The following is a 25,578-nucleotide window of genomic DNA, read 5'->3' as shown; positions in this document are numbered from 1 at the left end:
CTTTGCCCTCGGTGCCGGAGTCTTTTATGCGGCCCACAGGTTCTTTCGGCGCTTCCGCTGAACGGCAGCTTCCCACCCCTAGCCGAAGTTCACAGCGTCCGCTCTCTAGCGCCAAATACCAGACCCGCTCCGGTTCACCCGGGGCGGACTTTTCTGCTTAACCGCCGTGAACCGACATCGCGAAGCCCGCCCAGATCACCAGGGTTAAGCCGGCCAATAGGGCTGCAGCGCCGAGGCCGATTACGACTTTAAGGGTCAAGGCTTTCATTCGTGCTCTCCTCCAAGACTTGCCCAAGAAAGCACGTCGGCGTGGCGAAGCTATGTGACCCAAGGCCGCGCCATGTCGGTTGGCGAGAGGTCTGTCGGCGGTGGGCCATTCCCCCCATTTCAACCTCTTCCCTAAGAGCTTCGCGCGCCAACAGGCTTCCGCCGACCAGCAAGGGCTCATCATCTTCGGACACGGGCGGCAGACATACGAACCGCGCAGCCTTGGCTCCGTTACGGAGCACTAGATAGAGCTCAACGTGGTCGCCTGCCGCAGCAAGCTTTTCGGCAATGGATCTTGCCGCCTCTTCAGCCGCGCGTCCGCGCGCAAACAGCTGGGGCTCGGCCTCGTCCACACGTACGGCCCAAGCGTCGCCCAAAGGTTCTACAACGACGTTTCGCATCAAAGCATCTCCAATGAAATTTGAAGGCGGTCACCATCTAGAGGGCGCCCCCCGCGCTTCAAGAGGCCGGCGCTAAATCCCGATACGGAGCGCCGCGCTCGCCCGCCTCGGCCCGGGTCAAGACTCTCGTTTCCTGCGTCGATCCGCCGTGGATCGCGATGTCCCGGCGGCGCAGACCGTCATGCAGGTCCGTGCAGGTGGCTCGGACGCCCGACAGGACATTCATGCAGGCTCGGTCTCGCACGTGATCAGGGGCGTCATCACCTGCGGCCTTCGCCATGGCGTCAAGGTTCAGTTAGCCGGGGGTCGTGCCCGGCCCTCTGTCACAGTCGTGCAAGGTCAGGCATTCAATCTGCGGGTCATGCGACTTCGAACCTATAAGCCCTGACGGCTCTCATCACCTCGGCCGGATCGCTGGCCGCATCCATCCAGACGTCAAAATCTGCGGGCTCGATCTTCAAGGGTGCGGTGACGACAGTACTGTAAATCAGGAAGGCCTCATTCACCGTATGAAGCGACAGTCCGAGCGTTAACCCTGACGCGCTTCAGCAGACCGGTGAAGGCCTGGTGGAAATCCTGACCCGGTTGGCCGCTCAGTAGCACGCGGTCGATCAGGTCATGGCGGCGCTAGCTGTCGGGTCGAGGATGAGCCGAGATCGATGACGTCCACGAGCGCGTGATCAAGCTGGAGGCGCGCGAGTGCGAGCGCCAGATCAAGAGGTTGAATGATCGGCTGGGCGATTATCGTCATCGCCTATCGCGTCGAGAACGGGGATGACGGGTCCATCCTAGTCGGCGGCGTATTCGCCGGCGTCGGCGCGCTTTACATCGGCAAGGCTTGGGAGATCGCCAAGAGCGACAAGCAGCCGACCGAGATCGAGATCGCCTGAGACAAGTCTGAAGAGGGCTAGAAGGAAGCAACAACCCAACCCGATCGGAGGAAGAGGTGACCGGATTGGGTCGCCGCCTGATCCTCGAAATGCCGCGGCACAGCAACTTCGAGTAGGCATCGTGGAGGATGCCCGCAGAAACGTCCTCCCCAAAGGACGTCGCAAAAAACATCTGTGAGGCGAACTGGTTCCAGCGCCGATAGCGCTAATCGGCCCGGTGCTGCGCGGGGTTTGGCTGAGCGCGACACCGGACCGACCTGCATTCCTTTGGGGAAGTGCGAAGAGGTAACAGCGGGATGGAGGCCTTGTTCCCTTCCTCGACCTGGCTCTCCCAACGCCCAGAATCTCCGCCACCACGTCCGCCAGTCCCCATTCAGGCCGAGGCTGCATTTCCGCAAGGGTTTGGATTGGGAACCAAAGCCGTCGCCCAGGCCTGACTCTCGGAACAGGAGGTCGTGATGAGGAAGCTGATCCGGGCCGAGGCCGGCGTGAAGCTGAAGCGCATCAACCGAACGGTTGCCGGCAAAACGAAACAGATCTGTTATCGGTTGACCAGTACCCGAAAAGCGTCCGGCCGGGTGATCTTCGACGCCAGTGAGGCGCATCGGGCTTTTGCGCGTGAAGTCGCCATCAACTTGGAGGGCCAGGCCTGCAGGGGTCCGAGCGGGAGGGGCGCGACGGACCACTGATAAAAAGCCCCTCGCTGATCAAGGCGAGGGGCAAGGATGGGTTCAACTCGATAGGGGCCGAGCGGCGCCGGTTACGGACCGCTCGTACAGCAGGCGCTGTCCCATCCGAACGGCGCCCCACAGCAGAGGTTCCAAAGTGCGAAACTGAACTCAGTCCAGGCCTGACTAACCCAGTCGCAAGAAAGAGTTCTCTCGAGAGACAAACGGTCATGCAGTCTTTTGGCAGACAAGCGGAACCATAGCTCCCGCCACGCCATTTGATCGCAGCAATCAGGAGGAAAACGTGGACGACTTCAAGCGAGACGACCCGAATGTCATCGCCCCCATCGGCAGCACGATCCGCCGCGCGCCGGAAACGATCATCGTCGAGCGTGAACCCAACACAGCTCTGTGGTGGGTTGTCGGCATTCTTCTCGCCGCAGTCGTCTTCGGCCTCATCTATTTCCTGACGCGTCCAACGACTGCTCCCACTGACGCCGAATTGCGCGTCATCCAGGCAGAAGCAGCGGCGGACAATGCGAGGCAAACGGCAGAGGCCGCCCTGGCTCAGAACCAGCTCAGCAGCACCCGGGACAGCGTGGCGATTGCACAGGCCCAAAGCGCCACGGCTCGCGCTGAAGCGATCCGCGCCCAGGCTGAGGCGCGCGCCGCCGAAGCCCGCGCTTCGGAGCCGGTCGTCGTCGAGCGTCAGACCGTCGTGGCGCCGCCGTCCAACAGCACCGCCGTGGTCACGACCACCACGCCCCAGCCAGGCAATTAATCGCGACAGGCGTAGGCAGGGAAGGTTCATTGCCTACGCCCAGGTCCGCAATGCGGCCATGGAGGCGACGGGTGAAAGCTCAGCGTGTCGGCTCCACTGAACCGGAACTCAGTGCCCGAGGTCCACAGCGCCGTTCGATGCGAAGGTTGACGGCTGCTCGCGCTCGGCCTCTCGGCGAAAGCTCGGTCGAGGATTGCGGCCTGCCCAGCCGCACCCGACTTCTTCATCTCGGGAAGCAGGGCGGTGATCAGACCTAGAAGCGGCATTAGGGCGCAAAGCTTGTAGACCCAGACGATGCCCTTGGCGTCCGCGAGCAAGCCAAGGCCCGCCGCGCCGATGCCGCCGATGCCGCCGATGCCGAACATGAGACCGAACATCAGCCCCGACACCAGGCCGACGCGGCCTGGGACGAGTTCCTGCGCATAAACGACCAGGGCCGCGAAGGCTGAGGACATGATGAAGCCGATGGCGATCGAGAGGACGGTCGTCCACCCCAGATCGACGTAGGGCAGCAGCAGGGCGAAGGGCGCGGCCCCGAGGAAGGAGAGCCAGATCACGGCCTTTCGGCCGATCCAGTCGCCGATCGGGCCGCCGGCGAAGGTTCCCGCCGCCACCGCGGCCAGGAAGGCGAACAGGTGGAACTGGGAATCCTCAACCGAGAGGGCGAACCGCTCGATGAGGTAGAAGGTGAAGTAGTTGGTGAAGGCGCCGATGTAGATGAATTTGGCGAACATCAGCACGGTGATGACCGCCAGGGCCCCGATGATCCGGTCCCGGCTCAGTTGGGGGCCTTCGCTCACGGTCCTGGCCGCGACCATGGCGTGAGGATTGCGGATACGCCACCGCGTCACGCCAAAGAGCACCCAGATCGCCGTCACCGCAGCGACCGACAGCCATCCCACAGCGGTAAGGCCCAGGGGCAGGATGATCAGCGAAGCTGCCAGAGGCCCGATGGCCGACCCGGTGTTGCCGCCGACCTGGAAGGTCGACTGGGCTGTGCCGAACCGTCCGCCGGAGGCGAGACGGCCCCGCGCGAGGCTTCCGGGTGGAAGGCGGCGGACCCCACCCCGATCACCGCCGAGGCGACAAGGAGCATGGTGAAGCCGCCGGCGGTCGCCAGCAGGCCGATTCCGATCAGTGTGGCGAACATCCCGCAGGGCAGCAGATAGGGCTTGGGACGCTTGTCCGTATAGAAGCCGATCCAGGGCTGAAGCAGCGACGCCGTGAACTAATAGACCAGGGCGACAAGGCCGATCTGGGTGAAGCTCAGGGCGAACTTCGTCTTCAGCATCGGATAGATGGCCGGCAGGACCGCCTGAATCAAATCGTTGAGGAGGTGGGCGAAGGCCACGGCGCCGACGATCCCGATAAGAAAACGCGGCGAGGTCGCCGCACTCGGGATCGGTTGGGCGTCTGTCAGGTCTGTCGGGATGGTCATGGGCGCACTCGGTACTGCGGGCCGGCGCGGCGCGCGGCTCCTCCGCGCGCACCTATAGCAATTCAATCTCCCGGGTGCCGGAGAACAGAACGATCAGAAGGTGAAGCCGACGCCGCGCGCCTGCCTGGAATTTTCTTGCGCCGCCGGATCGCTCCAGATTCTCGCGACGTTCAGCCTCATCCTCCTCACAAGGCGAATGACACGGAACCTTCGTTCCTGCATCGCGCCGTCGGTCGAACGGCCAAAACAGTCAAGCTATGGCCTGGGCCGCCTCATCAGATCGCCTGCAAGCTCCAGATGAGAACGCTGATGCTCACGCCAATGAAGAATGTGGTCGCCAGAACCACGAAGATCAGCAGACCGCGTCGCAAGCCTTCCATCAGCGCGCCAGCTCAGACCTGAACATCAATGACATCGTCGTCGACGCTGAACCCGGACCGTCGAGCCAGATCTGCGGCGCTCTCCGCTGACGCCATCATGTGATTGGGCCGCCTCCTAGCGCAGCCTTCGACGATCGGCGCGTACTCGTACCAGATGCGAAGGCCACGGCCGGGCTGCTTGCGTCGGCAGCGAAGAATGATCGCCGTAGCCACTGATCGCCTCTCCACGAACAGACGTCGCTGCAATGTATTCGACGCATAGACCCGGGGAGGGATCGGTCTTCATGATCACGTAAAGGACCGCGCGTCCTCAACATAGGTTAGGAAGATTGGAGTCACTGCGCGCGCTGAAGCCCTGGTGGTCAGAGGTCCGAACGAAACCGGCTGTCCGAGGATAGACGGAATCGTCCCCGCGCCACCAGGCCAGCCCGTCGGTATTCTCTTTCCAGCCTGCCGTTCAGCTCATGTCGCGCCAATCTGTCCATCAGCTTTGTGCCAAATCCTTCGCGCGTCGGCGCGCTCACTGCAGGCCCTCCGCGTTCGCGCCAGACAAGCTGAACGACCCCATCCTCCTGAAGCGACCACCCAATCTCTACGCTGCCGGTTTCCGAACCTAGCGCGCCGTACTTGAGGCTGTTGGTGGTGAGTTCGTGAGCGCACATGTAAAGGGCCAGCGCCGCCTCGGGCCGCAACATGACTGAAGGGCCGTGGGCCCGAATACGTCCCTCATGGTTTTCCCCGCAACGCGCGAAAACATCCTGCATCTCGACTTCTGTCCAGGCCGCCTGCGTCAGCAGATCATGAGCCCGACCCAGGGCGGAGAGCCTTTGCTCGAACTTGCGACAGGCTTCGGGCTCCGTCCCTCTAAAGGTCTGCAAAGCCAGAGCCTGAACCGTCGCCAAGGTGTTCTTGACCCGATGATTGAGCTCATTGATCAACAGGGTCTGTCTCTGGTCGCGGCGGTCCAGTTCCACCGAGGCGCAGCTTAAGGCTTTCTGAACCTTGGCCATGCTCGCGATCCGCCCCGGCCGAGGCGATACGATGCCCCCGCCTCCCAGCGCGGCCGCATCCTGCTCCAAGGCTTCTAGTTCATGCGAAATGGCGTTGGACTGGTCGCGCACCGCCACCAGGCTCAGCCCGCCGAGAAGAAGAAACACCGCCCCGACGCCCAGGACGTTGGTCCAGATCGGCGCTTCCAGCCACCAACGCGGCACCACCACCATGGTCGTCCAACCGGACAACTCTGAGCGAGTGTAGGCCACAACTGTCCGATCGCCGTCCAGCGACCGACTAGGCACGACGCCTTCGGGCGCGAACGTCATCGCAGCGACCATTTCCGGCGTGGCGGATGCCCCGAGATGAACGGCGTGATCTCGAGATCTGGCGATCACGCGATGCCGGGCGTCGACCAGGGTCACCAGGGTGGACTGCGAAACCGGCTGACGGTTGATCACGTCGAGAAACCGGGTTGGAGGGACAACCAGAACAACCTCTGGGTTAGTCCGCGGGGGTACTGCCGCGGAGCTGATCGCAATTACGGGGGCGTTGGATCGGATAGCCCCATGCAAATCGGATACTCTGGCCTGCCCTTCCCCCGCGATTCGGGCGTCAGATTCCGGCTGGATCGTCAACGGAACCGGTTGCTCGATCGCTGTCGCGCCTGCCGGCACATGGATGACGTGCGCCACATCTGGATCGACCACCGCCAACTCTATGCCCTCGCCCAAACCGAGCCGACTTGTCCGCTCAGCCAGGCGCGCCCAGTCCGCGGCGGCAAAGGCGTCCGAACTCGCGATCATGTCGACGGCGTCAAGCTTTCGGACCAGATCCATATCTACGGCCGTCGATACCGATCGGGCCGTCGCCAGAAGCGTTCGCTCGTGGGCGCGGCGCGCTTCAAGCACATTGATGCCGACCAGCAGACCAAGGGCCGCAGCCGCAGGGACGGCCACGCTCAACACCAATATCGTCAAGCGTTTTCGCACGATCCAGTCGCCCCCCCCTTTTCGAGCTGACAGGGAGAACCGCAAGCTTGGCCCTGAGTTCCTTGCGATCAGGAATAGACGCGCTCGCTTCCCCTCAGTGAGAACCGTCGAACCACGCTCGACACGAGAATGCACGCGAGTTTCAGTAGCTCTGCACCGCCGCGCCGGCGCTGCTCGGCGTCTGTGTCCGTACCTCGTGTTCAGACGAACGCGCTTTGGCGCGCTCGCGGCCTTGGACTTGGCGCGGGCGGCGTCCTAACTTCCTCCTGCGCACCACAAAGCGAGCATGGGAACTCAAGCCGTCTGCTCAGTCCATCCGGCGCCCGCTGAGACGTCGGGCTCAAGCAGGACGCCCCCTTGGAGACGCCAGGGCGTCGGACGATCCGCCATTCGGATTCCAGACTCAGCCTAGGCAAAAGGCACGGAACAGGACGCGTCGTGGCAGGTTCTATCTTGCCGTTTTTAAAAGGATATCGCCTCGATGCACGCTGATAACGAACAAGCCGTCAAAACCTTGAACGATCTGATCGAAACAACCTTGGACAGCGTTCATGGTTACCGACATGCCGCGGACGGAGCGAGTGATCCCGAACTCAAGGCCATGTTCAGGGACCGCGCAGATAAGCGTGAACAGCTTAGCCGTGAGCTTCAGTCTGAAGTGCGTAACCTGGGCGGTGAACCCGAGGATGACCAGTCCCTGTTAGGCCGCGTCCATAACAAGTTCGCCGAACTGAGAGGCGAAATCATGGGACGTGATGACAGTGGTGTGATCGACGAAGTCGAACGCGGAGAAGACGTCATCAAGGCGCGTTTTGAAAAAGCTGCGGAGGACGCTGTTCTTCCGGACGCCTTGCGGCAACGCATTGCTGCGGCTTATGCGGCCATCAAGACCGACCATGACGTGGTCAGCAGCCTGAAGCACCGCCAAGGTTAGGAGCACCTGTCGCACAGCGAAGGCGTGCAAGGGTGGAGCCCGCGTGGCCGCTCACGGCTGAAGGCCTTCGGCAGAAGCCGAAGGCCTGATGGCTGTTCATGATGCCCCCGCAAGTCCCGCTCGACGCCTGTTGGCGATCGGTAAGAGACGAAAGCGACGGCGCGGCGCGCACGCGCCTGGCGGCGTCGAACCCCCTGCACCTCAAATCTGTTACCCCCGGCCTTCAGGCCCCCGCGCTCCCCGTCAAGTTCGATGACCGCCAAGACCCGGACCAAAGCGGTCGCTTGCTAGGGCTTGGTTCATACTCTCCTCCCATAGAAGTGAAGGGCGCATGGTAGTGGAGTAATAAGATGGCCCGGATTCTGATCGCGGACGACGATCCTTTGTTGCGAGCTTTGCTGCAACACAAGCTTGCGGCGGCGGAGCATCAGGTAATCGCGGCCGAGCACGGCGAGGAGGTTCTGGACCTCGTAAAGGTTCACAAACCGGACCTTATCGTTCTGGACGCCATGATGCCGGTCATGGACGGTTTCGAGGTTTTGCGTCGCCTGAAAAGCGACGAAACCACGCGGGCTGTCCCTGTGATTATGTTGACAGCGCTAAAACACGAAAAAGACGTCGTAGGCGGCCTTCAACTGGGCGCCGCCGACTATCTGGCCAAACCCTTCATTCCCGAAGAACTCGTCCAGCGCATCAGCCGGATCATCGCGGCGGACTCTAGCATGGAGCGCGACGATGCTCGTTCAAGACGTTCCGGCTGAGGTCCACCCGGATCCGACCGCGCTTTATGAGGAGGCCGTCCGCGACCGACGCGCGGGGCGCAGCGAGGCGGCGCTTGCCAAGCTGGATACGGTTCTTCGGATTCGGCCCGAGGATACCGACGCCCTTTTGAATCGCGGCCTCTCCCTCCTGGCTCTTGACCGGCTGGACGAGGCCGAGGCGGACTTCGAAGCCGTCCTGGTCCGGGCCCCGCATTATGTGGACGCCCGCCTCGGGCTGGCGCTCGTCGCGCGCAGACGCGGCGACGCGGAGCGCGCTATAATGGAAACCGATAAGGCGCTCCTTGAGGCGCCCGAACGCGCTGATCTGACAGCCCTGGCCCGCGCCCTGCGGCCGCGACCCGCTTGGCGCTTTGATCTGGACGGCTCAAGGAGCCGCCTTGCCGCGGGACTGTCCGACTGGAACGAAGTGCGTGTCGCCGCCGCCCATGCCATGGATGAGCGCTCGACGATCACGGGCGTGGGCGAATGGACGGAACGGTTCGACAAACGGGACCTGTTCGTCGAGGGACGGCTGGACCGTCTCTTCCCCTGGGGCGAAGCTTACGGCGCACTCGGCGGCGCCGTGGAGGCGGACTACCGTCCGACAGCCTCGGTGCGCGTAGGGGCGGAAGTTCATCTTCTGCCGAGCATCAACGGAACGCTGGACGCCTCCGCCGCGCGCTTCGCAAGCGGGAACGTGAGCAGTCTGCAGCCGGGGCTGGTCGCTGACCTGGCACAAGGGCGGGTGCGGCTGCTTGATGGCAAATCAGTACGATCTGCGCAAACCACCCACCTATCGACCGCAGTCCGACACCAAAGCAGAGGCGTTCGACCGACCGATTGACAATGGTTAGACCGTTAGCTAATCGTCACATCATGAGTTCGGTCTTCAAAGCCCTTTCCGATCCGACCCGCCGCCGCGTCCTGCAGATGCTGCGCGCCGGTCCTCTCGCCGCGGGAGAGATCAGCGACCAGTTCGACGTGTCCAAGCCGACCATGTCCGCGCATTTCGCGGTTCTGAAGGAAGCGGACCTCGTCCACGCCGAGAAGGTCGGCAAGGCCGTCATCTATCACCTCAAGCTCTCGGTGCTCGAAGACGCGCTGCTGGGCTTCGTCAATACATTCGAACCGAGCGCAGCGGCGTCCTCGGCCAAGGCCCCAATCAAATGAATAGAGACATCGTCAAGAGCCTGGCGGTGGCGGGCGCCATCATCGCTATCGCCCTGGCCGCCACAGCCGCACGCAACGCAGGCCTGATCGAAAGCGAGACCGTCACCCGTCTGGTCATGGGGACGATCGGCCTGATGCTCGTCTGGTACGGCAACAGCATGCCCAAGACCTTCGTCCCTGCCGCGAAAGCCCGCCAAGTCCAGCGGTTCGGGGGCTGGTCGACTGTCCTGAGCGGCCTCGCCTACGCCGGGATATGGGTCTTTGCGCCGATTTCCGTGGCGTTCACGGGCGGCTGCGCCGCCGTGGTTGCAGGAATCGCAGCGACCGTCCTCTTTGGCCTCGGTCGGCGACAGAAGACGACCGCCTGACCCCTGACGCGTCACCCAGACTGACGCGCTTCCTCCTCCCTCACCACTGCCCCTCCCAGCCGAGCGTGACGACATCGCGCCCGCCTGTACACTCTTGCCTGGACCCTCGCCATGACCTTACCCGCAACGTTGCGCCGCAGCCTGAGCGCCGCAGCACTCGCCTTCATCGTCCTGATCTCCGCTCCTGCACACGCCGAGACAGCGCCCACGCCGAAGCCAGCGCTGTGGGTCGTACAGGACGCCGACACAACCCTCTATCTCTTCGGAACGATCCATTTCATGAGGCCTGGAATCGATTGGCGGACAGCCGGGGTGGCCGAGGCGCTGGAGGCCTCTGATGCGTTGATCCTTGAAGTGGCGGACCCCGACGATCAGGCCGCGGTCGCGCCCCTAATCCAGCAGTACGGCACGTCCCCCGATCGACCATTGTCGAGCCTGCTCAGCCCGGAAGACTTTGTTCGGCTGGACGCGGCGGCGCGGACGCTGGGCGCCTCGGCAAGGCAGATGGATCCGCTGCGGCCCTGGCTGGCGGGTGTGATGCTGTCCTCGGCTTTGCCTGCTCGCGGCGGTTTCGAAGCGCGCGCCGGCGTGGACGTACAGCTCCGCGCCGACGCCGCCCGAACTGCCAAGCCGATCCGCGGCCTGGAGACCCCTGCCGACCAGGTGCGGATGTTGTCCGGCTTCTCCGAGGAGGGCCAGGTCGCCTTCCTGCGCAATACGCTCGACACGTTCGGCGAGGCGCCCGTCGAACTCGGCCAGCTTGCGGACGCGTGGACGCGGGGGGACGTCGAAGGCATCAACGAGATCACCCTCGCGCCGATGAAGGCTCGCACGCCGATCGTCTACGAGACCACGATCGTGGCGCGGAACCGGCGCTGGGCCGAGCAGGTCGCAGGCATGCTCAACGCCCCAGGAACTACCTTCATCGCCGTTGGCGCGCTTCATCTCGCGGGTGACGATAGCGTCCAGCGACTTTTGAATGAGGCCGGGATTTCGGTGGTACGCCTCCAGTGAGGACGGAATCGCGTCGCAACCGAACGCCCTGGTCGTCGCTGGCGTCGCCGCTTCGCGCCACGAACGGCTGTGCCGCCTTAAAGTCTAAGAAGCGCCAATTCCAGACACACTCGGAAGGTCTCGTGCAGGGCGTGAGACTGGCTATAGGTCGAACACCAGCGCACCATTTCGTAGCAACGGCGGCGGTGCGCCGCCTTGGACGAAGCCGAGAACTATTCCGCACTAGTCGCGGTGACCGGCTGATGTTTGGCAAGCGCCAGTAGCTCATCTGCGGCGGATATCGGGAGTCTGGTCCGTGGATGTCGATGTGGCGCAAGCCGGCAGCAGACCGTGTCCGGTCAGCGCCAGATGCGGTCATTCCTTGTCGGCCGGAAAGGCGACGTTAGGTGTACGCCCGAGTGTCTGGTTCCCGGCCGATGGCCTGCGGGCCTTCGACATACTCGCGATGTCTGGCTCGCGACGTCTGGTCGCCGCCGGTGTCCGGATTCGCGAAATCGAGCTTTCCTGGCGGGCCGCAAGTTGTTGGGAATTCGTCGCCGCATATGCGTGCCTGGAGACCAGCCGAGGGGGCAGCGACACTTGATGCGGAAGTGAGCAGCGGTCATCAATGCGTTGACCAGAGGATGCAGACCGGCGATACGCGGGCGGCGCTCGCGACCATTCTGCGTGTCCTCGACCCGGGCGGCCTGTCACCCGAAGACAGCCTCAGGCGCCTCGCGCAAAATCTGCTTCATCTCCCTACGGACCTCACTCGGGTCCTCACCCCTTTGACGATGACCGCGCCCCATGCCCCAACTGATTGAGGATGCCGATGTAGACGTTCTCGAGCCCCGCCAACTCGTGCGGATCAGCGCCCTGCACAGGGGCTTCCTCTACCAGCACCTCTATGCGGCCGCCTGCGTGCTCAACATGGCCAACTCCGGTGCCACGGCCGTGGTGATGGAGCGCGACGAGGACGTTGAACTCGTACAGGCGACGGGCCGCCTCTACATCCAGGTCAAGACGCGCTCCGCCCCCCTCGCCTCCGGGGATGTCGACGGCGCGCTCGCGCGGTTCGCCGACCTGCGCGACGCCCATGCCCGCGGTGATCGTCCGGGCGCGCCGCGGTTCCTAATTGTCAGCAACGTCGTGCCGAACGGACCGCTGGCCGAGGCCCTCGCCGCCGCCGACTGGCCGGCCGACGTGCAGATCGCCTGGCCGGGGCAGTCCAGCGATCTGCCCGTGCCCGACGCCTGGCCGGACCTGGAGGCGGGGCTGGCCGCCTGCCAGGCGGCCGCGGCCGGCGTGGCCTTCGCCGGACTGCCGCCTGAGGCCCTGGTCTGGAAACTGGCGGCCGTCGCCCAGTACGCCGCCACCGGGGCGGGCGACCGTCGCGTGACGGTCGATCAGCTCCCCGCCCTCTATGAGCAGTTCGTCGTTCAGCTGCAGACGTTCCCGCAACCGCCCCAGCCTTACCGGCCGCAGCCGGACGAGCCGCGCCTGGACGACGGCGACCGTCTGCGGCTGCTGACGGGGTTCTCCGGCGCAGGCAAGACGGCCTGGGCCTCACACGCGGCCCGTCATTCGGCGGCGCCGCTGGCCTATTTCGACGTCGGCGACCTGCCGGCGGCGGCGGTGGCCAACAGCCTCGGCCGCGAGCTCGCGGCCCGATTTCTGACGCAGCCCGAAAGCGCCCGGGCAATCGCGGCATTGCCGGAGGCGTTCGGTCTGGACCTGTTCAGGCATCTGGCCGCCCTGTTGGCCCAACAGAACATTCCGGTCGTGGTCGTGCTCGACAATGTGCAACGGATGGATGTCGGCGCGCTGCGCCAGTTGCTGACGGCGGCGCCCGCGCTCCGGTTCGTGATGATCGCGCAGCCCTGGCCAGGCACCGACGAGCTCGCCCTCCTGTTGCCGATCCAGCGGCAAGAACTCGCCGGCTGGAGCGCTGACACGATCGCGGCCGAGTTCGATGCGGCCGGCGCACGGATTGATGCGGCCACCATCACGCGACTGGTCCGCCTGACGTCGGCCCTGCCCTTGCTGATCCAGAGCGCCGCGCGCCTGGCGGTCGATCACTACAGCGGCGATGCGGCCGCGTTCTGCGCGGCGGTCGAGGCCAGCGATCAGGCCGTCGAGACCGCCCCCGAAATCATCCTGCGACGGGCCTTCGAAGACCTGGGCGAGGCGGAACAACTGGTCGCCTCCGCCTTGAGCCTGCTGGACGCGCCCCTGACGCGAGAGGAGGTGAAAGCGTGGGCCGGCGCCCAGCTCGGGGAGCCGGCGCGTGTCCAGCCGGCGGTCAAATCGCTCATTCGCGCGGGCCTGGTGCAGATCGTCGGCGGAGACGGCGTGCGGCTGCACGATGCATTCCGCATCCCGGCCGCCGCCGCACTCGCCCAGACCCCGGCGGTCGAGCAGACGTTGCTCGAAAACCTGCGCGACCTGATCGGCGAGTCCCTCGTCGGGACCGCCCGGTTCGGGCGCTTCGCGGTCTGGATGCGGCTGCTGGCCCGCACCGGCCAGATCGACACCCTCGTCGATCTGGCGACCTTCGAGATGTTCCACGAGCGCGGCGATCCGGTCGAGCTCTACGCCGTCCTCGAAACCTATGCCGCGACGGTGGAGGACCCGGAAGAACGGTTCTGGGCGCTCGACGCCCTGGCCTTCTGGGACCAGCGCTATGAGCGCTGGGAGACCTTCGCAACCCGGGTCGCCGCCATCGAACCGATCCTCGCCTCCGGCGTCCTCGGCAAGGTCGCGACCCTGGCTGCGGTGATGAAGGTCATGGCCGCACAGGGCGAGGCCGGCAACATGAAGGCCGTGCGCGCCGCCTACGACCGCGCCGCCCGCCTGCCGGACCTGACCGAGGTGCAGACCCTGGTCCTCAACTACAGCCTCGCCTTCTCCCAATTGAAGGCGAAGCGACCGGGCGACGCGGCCAAGACCGTCGGCGGCGTGATCCGCGGCTATTACCGGCGCCTCGGCCTGAGCGAGGCCCGGATCCTCGGCCTGAACCCGCCTGATATCCTCGCTTTGATCACACCCTACGAGGATATGGACGACGATTTCCGCCATATCGGCGATGCGCTGGATCTGGAGTGTCATGCCCTCGAAGCGCTACGGCGGCTCCAGCCGTTGCATCGAATGTTCGCACTGAAGTTCTATGTTCTGGGTAACGCTCACAGGTCCTACATGAAGACGGCGCTGCAGTTCGTCGACGACATGCGCGAAATGGGCCAGCACGGCCAGGCGCGTCAGTTTATGGAAGGGATGGTCCTGCCGAACTTGCCGGCCGTTGCGAATATGGTCGTGCCAGTTCGCCGGATGTATGCCCTGCTTCTGGCGGAGACCGGCGATGCCACCGCCGGCCTTACCGAGATGGCGACCCTCGGCGCTTACGACATGCCCGATTACGAGCGCAGCCTGTTTGAGGCGCAATGGGCCATGATGCGGCTAACAGCGAGCTGACGCCCCTGCGTAGCGGCCAACGCCCGAGTTTCCACGAGAGCCGTAACTTTATTGCGGCACGCGCCGTCGATCACGACCTTGATGGTCATGCTCGCCCCAACAGACCCTGACGTGCCCCTGAGAATTTCCTCCACGCGGAGCTAGAGTCCGGCCCTTGAAAGGACGGACGGAATGAAACGAGCGAGATTCACGGAAGAGCAGATCATCGGGATCCTGCGGGAGAACGAGGCCGGCGCCAAAGCGGGCGAGCTGGCGCGCAAGCACGGCGTGTCGGAGGGCACGATCTACGCCTGGAAGGCCAAGTTCGGCGGGATGAGCGTGTCGGACGCCCAGCGCCTGCGCGCCCTGGAAGACGAGAACGGCCGGCTGAAACGTCTGCTGGCCGACGCCATGCTCGACAAGGCGGCGCTGAATGATCTGCTCTCAAAAAAGTGGTAAGGCCCGCGGCGATGCGCCAGGCCGTCGCCCATCTGAAGGCGGCGTTCGGCGTCAGCGAGCGGCGGGCCTGCTCCATCATCAAGGCCGATCGCAAATCGGTGCGCTATCGCTCCTGCCGTCAGCCGGACACGGCGCTGCGGGAGCGGCTACGCGCGCTGGCTGTGGAGCGGCGACGGTTCGGCTATCGGCGGCTGTTCGTGCTGCTGCGACGTGAGGGTGAGGCCTCGGGCAAGAACCGGATCTACCGGCTCTATCGCGAGGAAGGCCTGACGGTGCGCAAGCGCCGCTCACGTCGTCGCGCCATAGGCACGCGGGCGCCGATCCTGGTCGAGGCCAGGCCGAACGCCCGCTGGTCGCTGGACTTTGTGCACGACCAGTTCGCCACGGGCCGCCGCTTCCGCATTCTCAACGTGGTCGACGACGTCACCCGCGAGTGCCTGGCGGCGATCCCCGACACCTCGATCTCGGGACGCCGCGTCGCGCGAGAGCTGACAGCGCTGATCTCTCGGCGGGGCCGTCCTGCCATGATCGTCAGCGACAACGGCACGGAGTTTACGTCCACGGCCATCCTGGCCTGGGCGCAGGATCAAGGCGTCGACTGGCACTACATCGCGCCGGGCAAGCCGACCCAGAACGGGTTTGTGGAATCCTTCAACGGGCGGATGCGCGACGAACTGTTGAACGAAAGCCTGTTCTTCGGCCTCGACCACGCCCGCCAGAAGGTCGCCGCCTGGGCGCTGGACTACAACACCCGCCGGCCGCATTCATCGATCGGCTACCTCACCCCGGAGGCTTTTGCCGCCAGTCTGACCGCAACAGGCCGACCCGCTGCGCAGGATGAAAGCTGCGCGGTCCGGCCTGTTGCTCATCCCACGCTGCGAGGCGTAACTAACCCAAGGACTCTGGTCGCCGCTGGATGAAAATTCAGGGGCACGTCAGGGCGGATGAAGCCGAGGATCAAGGCCGAAACGCTCTTGCGTGACTAGTTCAAAACGCCCAGCGGCCACCGCGGGATCAAATATTAGGTTCCAACTGAGTGACGACACAGCACTGGGGATCACGACGAATGGGTTGGCGTCCAAGAGCAGGTCCCCGAATCCCTGTTGACCTGCACTCGGCATGCCGGGGCGCAGCCAGTTCGGATTGGGGACATCGTTCGGCATGATCACAATTACATCGGCGGAGTCCCGTATTCGAAGAGATGTGAGAACGTTGGGCGTTGTGTCGAGAACCTTGAAGCCTTTGTGGACGGCAACTTCGAGAATGGCGGTAGCTGGGTCGAGGGCGCAATAGACTGCCTGTCTACCCTTGCTATTCCAGCGCCCGCCATACAGCCTGGCACCTTCGCCGCTGTCCCAACTTCCCGCGAAACGTTCGGCATCCAGACGCCAAGCTAGCAATTCCGCCCCGCCGAGGGCGGCCGGCAACGGGGTCACGCGTAGACGCCGTATTCAAGTCGACCCAGATACTCCTCGACTGCTTCCAGACCTGCTGCCGTAGACAATAGGTCCAGAGGCGCATGCTGATTGAGACCGATGGCAGGTTCCACGAGCCAGTCTTCCGCCCGTTCCTGCGAGCCGAGGACATTAGTCGCCTTAGCCAGAAGTTCCGCGAACTTCCAGGTCCGGCCGCTTTGCTCGGGATTGAGAGGTCGTTTGGGCTCCTCACGACGCCGCAGCAAGGTGCGCTGGCTCATACCTACTGCCCGTTCAAAATTAGCAGGTGCCTGTAGCAGATGAACGCGGTCCACTAGATGTATCAGAGAACGCGCCGGCAGGCCGGCTTGCAGCATTTCATGGGCGTCGAGCGGGTTCCGTATCTCCCGATTGATGACGGCCCGCCCGCCTAGAAGATCGAACGTGAAGTCCAACGTAATAAGCAGAGGGGTGTCCGGCGCTCGCGTTTTCCTTCCGAACAGCGACCAGCCTGTCCGCTCGGTCTCGCGGCTGTCCTCTTCTATGAAAGCCATCTCGGCGTAGGACGGCCGTCTGCCATGCAAGACGGCGCCACGGCTTATACGAGAACCTCCGGACGATACGGGCTCCTCGGCCTCCACAATCATGGAGTTGAGCCATTCACCCAAGCTCAACCCAGATCGACGCGCCAGATCAGCAGCGATTTCCCGCGCCTTGGGATCAATTCCCGTCACACTCCAGGACCCTGAGGAAGGACCAGAGGCTCTCTTTGTGGCTCGCTCGACCAAAACCATCTCCGTGGCTGCGCGCCACTTGTCATCAACAGAAGTGACAAGTGTCCGTCAACGTTTCAACCCCAGCGCCGCAGAATCCATAAATTTCGTCAGGAACGGTATTGCACATCGATGGCGAGACCATCGGCTGGCTCCCTGAGCGTCGGGTTCGAATAATGTTTGGAGCGTGCCAAGGGAGAGCTTGGAGCATGCCTCGAGGGTGACATCAGGTCGGAGCCATCTCGGCCTCGATCTGGCTCATGGTTTTCTCGCAGTATGCAGCTAGCGCCGTGTCTGCTGTATCCAAGGCGACGCGGTGAGCCTCGCGAAAATGCTCAAGCGCTTTCGGGTAGTCATGCTCCTGCGTTTCAGAGCCCTCTAGGCGCGCGTGATACAAGATTACTGCGCCGATATAGCTCTGTAATTCCGCCCAGCGTTTAGGGTGGGTCTTTTCCTCGTAGACTGCCGTGGCAGCCTCGAAGGATTGCAGGCCGCGCATCAGGTAGAAATCGACTAGCCCTTCGCCGCCCCGAGAGGCGTGATCGACAAGCACGCGGCCAAGTTGAATGTGGATCTCGGCAAATTTGAATGGGAAAGCTGTCGCCGGGTAGGTTTCCAAGGCACCGCAAAACTCGGCAATAGCGCGGACCTGCAGGAAAGCGCTTTCGAAAGGCTGCAAATCGGCCTGCTTGGATCGTTCGGCGAGAAGGCCGCCGATATTTGCTTTTGCGGCTCCCCAAGTTTCGACATCGCTAACTGCCTCGCTAGCGACAAGGGCTTGCTGAAATGCAGCCAGTGCTTCTGCTGATCTGTCGCTTGGCAACGCTTCAGCTGCGGGTAAGGCCCAAATCGAGGACAGCAAGGCAGACCCCAGGCTGTTGCAGACGTGGGCGAGCAGTTCCGTACAGTCGCCCACCGCTTCTAGATTCGACCGAGTAGATCGTAAAAGAGCGATGGACTCGTTCATGCTGTCCGCGTCCTTCTCCGCCTTGGCCTTGTCGAGCAGGCAGTTCGCAAGGCCGATTTTCATCGAGACGGCGCCGAATCGATCTTCGACTGCGGCTTCGGCTTTCACGGCGTCGCGCGAATAGGCGATCGCTCGGTCCAGAAGATCAGCCGCCCCGGTCTGCGCAAGTGCGTGATTACGCAGAATTAGACCCAGCCGGTAGGCTATCGATGCGCGAAGGGAAGGATCAGTTTGCACCGCCTCGATCGACCAAACGTCCTCAAGCAATGTCGATGCAACAGCAAAGGCCGGTTCGAGGGATCGGCGAGACCGTTCGTAGATACGTGCTGCAAGCGCCTGAGCCGTTTCCACCATCTCCGCTTCATCGAAGGGCGCAAAGAACCTTACGGCCGACCGATAGAACGCGAGAGCTCCGGCCTGATCGTTCGAGAGAAGCGCATTGTCTCCTCTACTAATACGGATCATGGCCTGGGTCCGAACGGCTTTTAACGTATGAAGGTCCTGATGTTTCGCTTCAGCCTCGGCCAGAAGTACATCGACTTGATTGAAGCGCCCTTCGCCTAGGGCGATATTCGCTTGCTCAAGCACTTCGGAAAGGCTGTGGTCATCCGCGTCGATCTCGTGAATGCGATCACGGAGTGCGCGCCACTCCTTGGCTTTGGCGCGGAGAAAGTCCTCTAGTTGGGAGAGGGTCGCATCGGGCTGGGCGAGGTCGAACTGTAAGGCAAGAGCATCAAGAAGATTGCGCGCTTCGCGTAACGCGCGGTCGAGATCCGAATCTGCCGGGCGCATCGCTTGCCGAGCGCAGGCCTCGACTTCGGCTTCGGTAATACCGAGCGTCACGATGATCGGATCAATTGTCTTCATATGCGGGTTTGCGACAGACCCAGTTTCCAGTTCACTGATGCGCCGGGTCTTGGCTGCGGATCCAAATGCATCCTCCGACAATTGGATCTGGCTAAGCCCAGCGGCCATCCGCTTTTGGTAGATCAGTTCGCCGAGGGCGCGTCCAAATGTCCGTTGGGTCATTTCCGCATTTAATCCGCATCGTCCGCGCATTTCATCCGCATTTCGCCAGCCGGCGAAAGCGGCATTCTGATTGTGCGCAAATAGGCCGTCCGGGCGGCAATCATTCTGAAGAAAGATTGCTCAATGAAGACCATCAAGCTGGGCTCCATGGTCGTGGCCGCCCTGACACTCGCATCGTGCTTCGGTGCCGATCTCGACCTGACGGCGGCCGTGTTGGCCTTTGTGATCGCCCTCGTAGATCTCGCTCCAGGCCAGCGGTCTGATCCGAATAAGAGCCAAACAACTCGGGCGTAAGCGCTTCACACGCGACGCCCGGTACAGGCCGTTTGCTTGACGCACGACATCATGGGAGAGCCAAGAATGCACGGGTTTCCCAAACGGCTCGATGGCATTAGCGTTAGCCATGCCCGACGTGTCCCCAGAATTTTTCGAGAAAGTCTCCATAGCCTTGGCAGCCGGTGTCGGCGTCATCATCGTCGCACTTATCACCGGCCTTGGCACATTCGGCGTCGCCATCGTGGGGATGGTCGAACGCAACGGACAAGCTAAAGCAAAGCAGAAAAGAAAGCAGACCGTCCGCCAGGCTGAGATCAATTACACTAAGGCCTTAATGGCTCAGCATTTGGAGGAATATGCCAGAAGCTGCGCTGAGACGGTTTGGCACAACAACGATGACGAAACTCAGGGCGACGGAGCTTTAAATCCGCCGGACTTCCCCAACTGGCCAGACCAGATTGACTGGACGTTGATCGGGGCTTCCGAGATGATCAAAGGTCGCGACATCGAGTTGCGCGTAAAAATCCGTCAACAAACCATCGATGGGAACCTTCACTACAGCGCGTCTTCCGAACACGATGCGCGTGAAATTTTCGCAGATGGTGCTGCTCGCATCGGCTTAGAAGCCTTTAGGGTGGCTGACGATATTCGGCGTGAGATCGGGGTCAAGCCGTTCGAATATCCGCCACACGGGATCAATCATCGTGAAGCTCTTAAAAGCCGAGTCGATGAACTCGATAATCGAGCGAACCTCTACAGGTGGCGCCGGATTAAGCGCTGGATGAAAAGATTACCGAAAGATGGCCTCAGATCTATCAGCATCATATGGCCAGGCTTCACCCGCTGACCGCCTCGGTCCGCACGCCTTACTCCGTTCGCCACCCGCGCGGACCTCAGCCCATAAAACACGGTCGCCGATGCAGTGATAACGTATGCGGCTCGCCCCATGGGGCTAGGCTCGTTGAAGTCCGAGAGAACTATGGATCTTTGACAGAAGATCGACATCACCTTTGTTCAATCCTTTCTCCTTAGTCCCCTCATGTGCCCAGTTATTTCGAAGCGTATTAAAGAGCGAGATCCACTTTATTCTGTCAGGTTTGCTGCTGAAGCCATGCCCGACATCGATTGAGAAGTGATTCTCAAACGTCTCCGACTTAGGGTCACCTTCGGGTTTCTTGGCCCAGTATTTCTCGATGATCGTTTTGTAGTCTTTGATATAGAACTGATCCGTCCAAGGAATCTCCTGCCTTCCGAGTCCTTCCTTGTAATTCTTCTCCATCTGCTCCTTGGCACGGCTCTCGCAATCGCGCTGGATCGAGCCGATCTCTATGTCCCAGTTCTCGCCGAAAAGAGCCTTCAGTTGGTCGATGATGAAGTGCTTCATGTGGCGTTCGATGCTGGTGCCTAACTCCCGCCCTTCCGTCTGAAGCGCCTTGTCTTGGCGCTCCCTCCAGTCTTGAAGCTCTGGCGGATTGTAGTCGCTGAAACGCGCGTGGACGTAGCTCTGGAAGATCCTCAACCACTTCGTTTCTGCACCGCTGCCTAGCTTGCCCGTCAGCGCTTCTGCATCCTCCGGGGAGATCGAGCACAGCGCCTTGAAGAGCGTGGTCAGGTACTTGTCGAGAGCTTCTATCCGCTGATCGGTAGTCGATTTGACAGAGATCCCGCCCTGGGCAACTTCAAAAGCATGTAAATCGCCCAAGAGCGAAACAAAGGCGAAACTGCCACGGTTCGAGAGAATGTAAGTGTTCAAAGATTCTCGATGCTCTTTAAACGCGTCTTCTGCTAGCTCGTAAGCCGCATTGATCAAGCCGACCGCGCGATCCCGCGACGCCTTCATCTCCTCATTATGATCCACATTCGAAGCGTCATACACGGACGCTGCGGCCGATCCGTCAACGAACTTGTTGCCCTTGGCTTCAGGAAGCAACTTGCATCGAAGAAGCGCGTCCGCGAACGGCTTCGCTTGCAATGCCGCCTTGTCTTCTCCGAGGGAGATTTTCCCGTAGAGCGGACCGGATGAATCGCCGCCTAGTGCGCGGATAACCGAAGAGCGTAGCGCCTTGAGGCGCGAATCTAACCGCGCAGAATGCCAATACAAGTCCTCTTCAAGAGTAATCCTGAGAGTCGGGCTAACCGCCTTCTGATTTTCATTGATCTGCATGAATAACTCAAGCTGATCGCCCGGATCGAGATTTTTGAAAGCTACGACAGGAATTGTGTTGCTTTTTTTGAACTTGGAATTCGCATAGCCGTAAATGCGATGCTGTCCATCGATTATGTAAGCAATCGCAAAGGCGTTCGGGATATTTAGAACGCCTGTGCGTGAGGCGGAATCTTTCGATCTGGTCTGCCCTTGAAAATCGAGTTTTGCTTCACGTTCGTTGAAGTTCAGAATTGCTGAGTTAGGGAAAAACCCTCCGCCATCAATAAATTTCGATATGCCTTTTAGTCGAGCAGGCAATAAGAGGCGCTGATACGTCGGCATTTCCGCCTCGTTCGCGCGAGTTCTATGAAGGACAAATCCGATCTTCAGAAGGGTATGGGGCTCTAAGGAAAACATGTAGTATGTTTTGTCGCCCATAACTCCTTCGATTGCAGGAACGGCAATCTTGTCTTTATTTATAAGCTGCCCCCTCATTATCAGCCCCATGAACTGATAGTGGGCCGCACCTTTGTAGGATTTTATTAAGCTATCGACATACTCAAATGTGTTGTCATTATAGAGGAAACCGCCAGCATCAAGAAGCCTAGCCATATCAGCCGAGTCACGGCGGACTCGGAGGTTTCTCGTCGCAAAAATGTATTTGATTCGCCGTCCTGGGCCGAAAGCTTGGTCTATGGACTTACGGAACCCGTCTAGCCGAAGACGGAGACTCTCAAACTCTGATTTATAGGACGGCGGTTTTGAAGGAATTTCGCTCGATTTGCACTCGACCAGCAATACCGAGTCGCCGTCGATAGCTATCACATCGATCTGCTTTTTATCCTCTTTGTTCGGGCCAAAGGGAAGGCAAAACGTCTCGTCTACGTTAAGCGTGCGATAACCGAGTCGATAAAGCTGGCACCAGATGTCGTCCTCGAACTGGACGCTGTGGCTCTTCGCCCTCCGGAGGCGTGTCTTAGTTTTGAGGGGGGTTCCGTACTCCTCCCAACCTTCTGCAACCAGACCTTCAGCCAAACTGTGATCGACATTTCGGGTGTGAAACTTGGTCGATTTCGCGGCGTAGATTTTGCCTAGTTGCGACTTATCTGAGCTGACCTTGTTTCGAAGCGTGGTCGCTTCTGCGGGATCGATAAACGGCATAGCCCCCTCCCCTCAGGGTTAAATGCAGAGTTAAAAAATGAATAGCGTCTCGGTGGTGCCCCGCCGGGAGCCTACCGTTCCCGAAATCACAGACGGACGCGAGACCACCGTCGCTTCGCCTAGATCAGCGTACAGAGTATGAATGCTTTCGTGATCTGCATTGGTCAGCACAACCTTCGCGCCACGCCGCTTTGCGCTACCGATTGAGTTCATCAGACGTTTTTGATCGTCCCAAGTGAAGATCTTTTGGTTGTATTTGACGAAGCCGTTTACGTTGTGGGCCGTCGTATACGGCGGGTCCACGAAAACGAGATCGCCGTCCTGGGCTTCGGCGATCACGGGCTCGAAATCGCCACTTCTAAGATCGGCCGTAGCCAGAAGTTCGCTGGCTTTTTCGAAATCGTCGTCAGGAAGCACTACCTGCGTCTTTGTGCCGATGGGCACGTTGAACTCCCCCTTCAGATTCTCACGATAGAGGCCATTGAAGCAGGTTCTATTCAGGTAGAGGAACTGAGCTGCACGAAGATGAGAAGCAGTGTGGCATCGCCCTCGTTCCTCATAATAGAACTCCTTCGAATGCTTCGTTTGGAAGACGGCGAGGCTCGACTGCACCAACTGCCATTCATCCCGAATCGAGCGGTAGGTCGCGATGAGTCGCTCATTCGCGTCAGATAAGATCGCGTTTGAGGGGGCCAAGTGAAAGAAGACCGCCCCACCACCCAAGAAAGGTTCGATGTACCGCCCTGAGAAGCTCGGAAGGGAGAAGTTTGGGTTGCCCAAAAGCCAACGCTTGCCACCCGCCCATTTTATAAATGGCTTCAATTCGACGCCCGTTTCTCGTTCATACGCCTCTTGCCGGGCGCATTAAATTTCTGTCGAAGCACATGGTAGTTCCCATCGCGCCGGTTGTCTTCTGGCTTTGTGGACAACCCAGCGCCCGTAGTGTTTGGACGGTAAGCGTTCGCTGTGGGCTAGGAATAACTGCTGACGTCTTGCTTGCTCCGACGAAGAACTGAGGAGAGTGCCGGTGTAATCGGGCCGGCTCGTCTCTCGCCTGAAGCCTCGCCCAGACACCGCATCCCGTCCGTGGACGTTGTCGCCGTTGCGGGCGCACCGCCGCGACCCGCTCAACGGCGGAGAGGGACGATGACGGAACACTATGCGGGCCTGGACGTGGGCGTGGCCGAGACGGCGATCTGCATCGTCGATCTGAAAGGCGAGGTGCGGCTGGAGACGACGGTGGCGACCGAGCCGGACGTCATCGCTCAGGCTCTGGCGCCGTGGCGCGCCACGCTGCGACGGGCCGGGCACGAGGCCGGGGCGCTGTCGCCGTGGCTGCAGCCGGCGCTGAAAGACCTGGGCGTGCCGGCGACCTGCCTGGAGACCCGCCATGTGCGGGCGGCGTTGGCGGCCCAGCGCAACAAGACCGACGCGACCGACGCCCTGGGGCTGGCCCACCTGATGCGCACCGGCTGGTACCGGACCGCCCATGTGAAAACCGAGGCGGCCTACCGGCTGCGGCTGCTGCTGATCCAGCGCCGCAACCTGAAGCGCAAATTCCTCGACCTGGAAAACAGCATCCGTCACTCGCTCAAGAGCTTCGGCGTCAAGCTCGCCAAGGTCGGCCGGGGCGCGTTCGACCAAGCCGTTCGCGACGCTTGCGCCGACGATCCGCTGACCGCCGAGCTGATGGACTGCATGCTGATCGCGCGCGCGGCCCTGTGGACCCAGTACCTCAAGCTGCACGCCCTGACGGTGCGGGTCGTAGCCCAGGACGAGGTGTGCCGGCGCTTCATGGCCATCCCCGGGGTGGGGCCGATCGCGGCGCTGACTTTCCGCACGGCGGTCGATGATCCGATGCGGTTCAAACGATCCCGCGACGTCGGCGCCTACTTCGGCCTGACCTCCAAGCGCTGGCAGTCGGGCACGTCGATCGACATCCAGGGCCGCATCAGTAAGGCGGGCGATCCTGATGTCCGACGCGCCCTCTACGAGGCGGCCTCGGCGATGCTGACCCGCTACAAAGGGCGCAGCGCGCTCAAGAGCTGGGGCGAGACCATCGCCAAACGCTGCCATAAGAAGGCGGTCGTCGCCGTGGCCCGCAAGCTCGCCGTGATCATGCACGCCATGTGGCGCGACGGCACGGTCTACGCTGATGCGGTCGAGACCGGCGTCGCCGACGGCGGGGCGACCGCCAAGGAATGCAAACTGCTGGGCGTCTACGCATGATGCGGCGCCCTGACTGAAACCCCGCCGCCAGGTCCGCCTGACCGCGATTGAGATCCGCCCCGGCGGATGAGGACTGATGCAGACCAGGAAAGCGGGAAGCACGATATCTTGCCTGTGGCCGGAGCAATCCGGACCACGCCGGAGTGCCTGTGATGCTGCCCCGCGAGACCGATGCCGACATGCGCCGCGACGGATCCAGAACCGCTCAGTCGGTCGAGACCCCGCCGTCGATGAGCGCGGAAGAGTGCACGGCGCATCAGGACTCGATGTCCGGACCGATCTCCCCGCAGGCCGCGCGGACCCGATCTCGCCGGGGGCGGGCGCGTCTTCACCTCGGTCCATCAAGGGAATACAATATCCATCAGGAGAACGTCATGAAAACGAGCCCCAGAATGTCCCCGATTAAGAGGGCAAGATAAAAGCCACAAGGTGCGGCGGGGGTGGGGCGGCGATTCCTCGTCATATTTCAAACTGATATGACAAGGTGTGCGCTAGGCGCGCACTTTGGCTTGGCGGTCATGTCTCTGAATCTGCGGGGCAAATCGCGCCTTTTCGATGCGTCTTGGCTGGCTAAGCGGACCGGACCGCCTCCGGCCGGTCAAGGGCGGCTGCGCCGTCGCGGAGCGATGAGCGCGTG

At 61.9% G+C, this 25,578-nt stretch carries 23 protein-coding genes; 15 read left to right on the top strand and 8 right to left on the bottom strand.

The features are described from left to right. Nucleotides 1–1,393: 1,393 nt before the first annotated feature. The 3 genes from ACR9FL_RS02655 to ACR9FL_RS02645 all read left to right on the top strand — a co-directional run bounded on the left by ACR9FL_RS02655 (nucleotide 1,394) and on the right by ACR9FL_RS02645 (nucleotide 3,007). Nucleotides 1,394–1,558 (top strand): hypothetical protein, encoded by a 165-nt coding sequence (locus ACR9FL_RS02655; RefSeq protein ID WP_436357006.1) that lies wholly within the window; start codon nucleotides 1,394–1,396, stop codon nucleotides 1,556–1,558. A 458-nt stretch (nucleotides 1,559–2,016) separates the two neighbouring features. Next, nucleotides 2,017–2,247 carry a hypothetical protein gene (locus ACR9FL_RS02650; protein WP_436357005.1) on the top strand — a complete coding sequence of 77 codons (231 nt, stop codon included), beginning with the start codon at nucleotides 2,017–2,019 and terminating at the stop codon, nucleotides 2,245–2,247. A 283-nt stretch (nucleotides 2,248–2,530) separates the two neighbouring features. Next, the gene (locus tag ACR9FL_RS02645; RefSeq protein WP_436357004.1) at nucleotides 2,531–3,007 is read left to right on the top strand and encodes a hypothetical protein; all 477 of its coding nucleotides are present in this window, start codon (nucleotides 2,531–2,533) and stop codon (nucleotides 3,005–3,007) included. A 26-nt stretch (nucleotides 3,008–3,033) separates the two neighbouring features. Here the strand turns inward: ACR9FL_RS02645 and ACR9FL_RS02640 are convergent, their stop codons facing one another. Further along, nucleotides 3,034–4,164 carry an MFS transporter gene (locus ACR9FL_RS02640; RefSeq protein WP_436358109.1) on the bottom strand — a complete coding sequence of 377 codons (1,131 nt, stop codon included), beginning with the start codon at nucleotides 4,162–4,164 and terminating at the stop codon, nucleotides 3,034–3,036. A 71-nt stretch (nucleotides 4,165–4,235) separates the two neighbouring features. Beyond that, entirely contained in the window at nucleotides 4,236–4,445 is a 210-nt protein-coding gene (locus ACR9FL_RS02635) for a hypothetical protein (RefSeq protein WP_436358184.1), read from the bottom strand. A gap of 257 nt (nucleotides 4,446–4,702) precedes the next feature. Here ACR9FL_RS02635 and ACR9FL_RS02630 point away from each other — a divergent pair, with 257 nt between their 5' ends. Continuing rightward, the gene (locus tag ACR9FL_RS02630) at nucleotides 4,703–4,915 is read left to right on the top strand and encodes a hypothetical protein (protein WP_436357003.1); all 213 of its coding nucleotides are present in this window, start codon (nucleotides 4,703–4,705) and stop codon (nucleotides 4,913–4,915) included. Between the two features lie 272 nt (nucleotides 4,916–5,187). On the opposite strand, the gene ACR9FL_RS02625 is transcribed toward ACR9FL_RS02630, so the two are convergent. Further along, nucleotides 5,188–6,777, bottom strand: a complete 1,590-nt coding sequence (locus tag ACR9FL_RS02625; RefSeq protein WP_436358108.1) for a sensor histidine kinase — start codon at nucleotides 6,775–6,777, stop codon at nucleotides 5,188–5,190. 514 nt (nucleotides 6,778–7,291) lie between these two features. Here ACR9FL_RS02625 and ACR9FL_RS02620 point away from each other — a divergent pair. From ACR9FL_RS02620 to ACR9FL_RS02585, 8 genes are all read left to right on the top strand, one after another. Beyond that, nucleotides 7,292–7,744, top strand: coding sequence for a ferritin-like domain-containing protein (locus tag ACR9FL_RS02620; RefSeq protein WP_436357002.1), 453 nt, complete (start codon nucleotides 7,292–7,294; stop codon nucleotides 7,742–7,744). Between the two features lie 350 nt (nucleotides 7,745–8,094). After that, nucleotides 8,095–8,505 carry a response regulator gene (locus ACR9FL_RS02615; RefSeq protein ID WP_436357001.1) on the top strand — a complete coding sequence of 137 codons (411 nt, stop codon included), beginning with the start codon at nucleotides 8,095–8,097 and terminating at the stop codon, nucleotides 8,503–8,505. Next, nucleotides 8,480–9,349: a tetratricopeptide repeat protein gene (locus ACR9FL_RS02610; protein ID WP_436357000.1), complete on the top strand. Its 870-nt coding sequence runs from the start codon at nucleotides 8,480–8,482 to the stop codon at nucleotides 9,347–9,349. Before ACR9FL_RS02615 ends, ACR9FL_RS02610 begins: the two co-directional genes overlap by 26 nt. Nucleotides 9,350–9,381: 32 nt before the next feature. Further along, nucleotides 9,382–9,675: an autorepressor SdpR family transcription factor gene (locus tag ACR9FL_RS02605; RefSeq protein WP_436356999.1), complete on the top strand. Its 294-nt coding sequence runs from the start codon at nucleotides 9,382–9,384 to the stop codon at nucleotides 9,673–9,675. Next, the gene (locus ACR9FL_RS02600) at nucleotides 9,672–10,043 is read left to right on the top strand and encodes an ammonium transporter (RefSeq protein WP_436356998.1); all 372 of its coding nucleotides are present in this window, start codon (nucleotides 9,672–9,674) and stop codon (nucleotides 10,041–10,043) included. The genes ACR9FL_RS02605 and ACR9FL_RS02600 overlap by 4 nt, the downstream gene beginning before the upstream one ends. 111 nt (nucleotides 10,044–10,154) lie before the next feature. Then, nucleotides 10,155–11,057, top strand: a complete 903-nt coding sequence (locus ACR9FL_RS02595; protein ID WP_436356997.1) for a TraB/GumN family protein — start codon at nucleotides 10,155–10,157, stop codon at nucleotides 11,055–11,057. Between the two features lie 786 nt (nucleotides 11,058–11,843). Further along, on the top strand, nucleotides 11,844–14,507 hold the full coding sequence (locus tag ACR9FL_RS02590) for an AAA family ATPase (protein ID WP_436356996.1): 2,664 nt from the start codon (nucleotides 11,844–11,846) through the stop codon (nucleotides 14,505–14,507). A gap of 171 nt (nucleotides 14,508–14,678) precedes the next feature. Continuing rightward, nucleotides 14,679–15,865 (top strand): IS3 family transposase gene (locus tag ACR9FL_RS02585; protein ID WP_138141362.1). Its coding sequence is split into 2 segments (ribosomal slippage): nucleotides 14,679–14,940 and nucleotides 14,940–15,865, totalling 1,188 coding nucleotides; the frame shifts between segments, so codons are not numbered across the junction. 15 nt (nucleotides 15,866–15,880) lie between these two features. Here ACR9FL_RS02585 and ACR9FL_RS02580 read toward each other — a convergent pair. The 3 genes from ACR9FL_RS02580 to ACR9FL_RS02570 all read right to left on the bottom strand — a co-directional run bounded on the left by ACR9FL_RS02580 (nucleotide 15,881) and on the right by ACR9FL_RS02570 (nucleotide 19,129). Beyond that, the gene (locus tag ACR9FL_RS02580) at nucleotides 15,881–16,381 is read right to left on the bottom strand and encodes an RES family NAD+ phosphorylase (protein WP_436356995.1); all 501 of its coding nucleotides are present in this window, start codon (nucleotides 16,379–16,381) and stop codon (nucleotides 15,881–15,883) included. Further along, nucleotides 16,378–17,094 carry a type II RES/Xre toxin-antitoxin system antitoxin gene (gene parS / locus ACR9FL_RS02575; RefSeq protein WP_436356993.1) on the bottom strand — a complete coding sequence of 239 codons (717 nt, stop codon included), beginning with the start codon at nucleotides 17,092–17,094 and terminating at the stop codon, nucleotides 16,378–16,380. The genes ACR9FL_RS02580 and parS overlap by 4 nt, the downstream gene beginning before the upstream one ends. A 265-nt stretch (nucleotides 17,095–17,359) precedes the next feature. After that, a complete protein-coding gene (locus ACR9FL_RS02570) occupies nucleotides 17,360–19,129 on the bottom strand; it encodes a hypothetical protein (protein WP_436356992.1) in 1,770 nt (589 codons plus the stop codon). Nucleotides 19,130–19,252: 123 nt separating this feature from the next. Between ACR9FL_RS02570 and ACR9FL_RS02565 the strand changes: the two genes are divergently transcribed. Together ACR9FL_RS02565 and ACR9FL_RS02560 are read left to right on the top strand one after the other, a co-directional pair. Next, on the top strand, nucleotides 19,253–19,423 hold the full coding sequence (locus ACR9FL_RS02565) for a hypothetical protein (RefSeq protein ID WP_436356991.1): 171 nt from the start codon (nucleotides 19,253–19,255) through the stop codon (nucleotides 19,421–19,423). 109 nt (nucleotides 19,424–19,532) lie between these two features. Beyond that, entirely contained in the window at nucleotides 19,533–20,252 is a 720-nt protein-coding gene (locus ACR9FL_RS02560) for a hypothetical protein (RefSeq protein ID WP_436356990.1), read from the top strand. Between the two features lie 105 nt (nucleotides 20,253–20,357). On the opposite strand, the gene ACR9FL_RS02555 is transcribed toward ACR9FL_RS02560, so the two are convergent. Both ACR9FL_RS02555 and ACR9FL_RS02550 read right to left on the bottom strand, forming a co-directional pair. Next, the gene (locus ACR9FL_RS02555) at nucleotides 20,358–22,712 is read right to left on the bottom strand and encodes a DGQHR domain-containing protein (protein ID WP_436356989.1); all 2,355 of its coding nucleotides are present in this window, start codon (nucleotides 22,710–22,712) and stop codon (nucleotides 20,358–20,360) included. A gap of 30 nt (nucleotides 22,713–22,742) precedes the next feature. After that, nucleotides 22,743–23,534 (bottom strand): DNA adenine methylase, encoded by a 792-nt coding sequence (locus ACR9FL_RS02550; RefSeq protein WP_436356988.1) that lies wholly within the window; start codon nucleotides 23,532–23,534, stop codon nucleotides 22,743–22,745. A 324-nt stretch (nucleotides 23,535–23,858) separates the two neighbouring features. On the opposite strand from ACR9FL_RS02550, the gene ACR9FL_RS02545 reads away from it, so the two are divergent. Continuing rightward, the gene (locus tag ACR9FL_RS02545) at nucleotides 23,859–24,941 is read left to right on the top strand and encodes an IS110 family transposase (RefSeq protein WP_436356235.1); all 1,083 of its coding nucleotides are present in this window, start codon (nucleotides 23,859–23,861) and stop codon (nucleotides 24,939–24,941) included. Nucleotides 24,942–25,578: the final 637 nt, after the last annotated feature.

Source organism: Brevundimonas sp. CEF1, assembly GCF_051353055.1.
Taxonomy (GTDB): Bacteria; Pseudomonadota; Alphaproteobacteria; order Caulobacterales; family Caulobacteraceae; genus Brevundimonas.
Note: the sequence above shows the minus strand (reverse complement) of the source record. Positions and strands in the feature narration are given on the sequence as shown.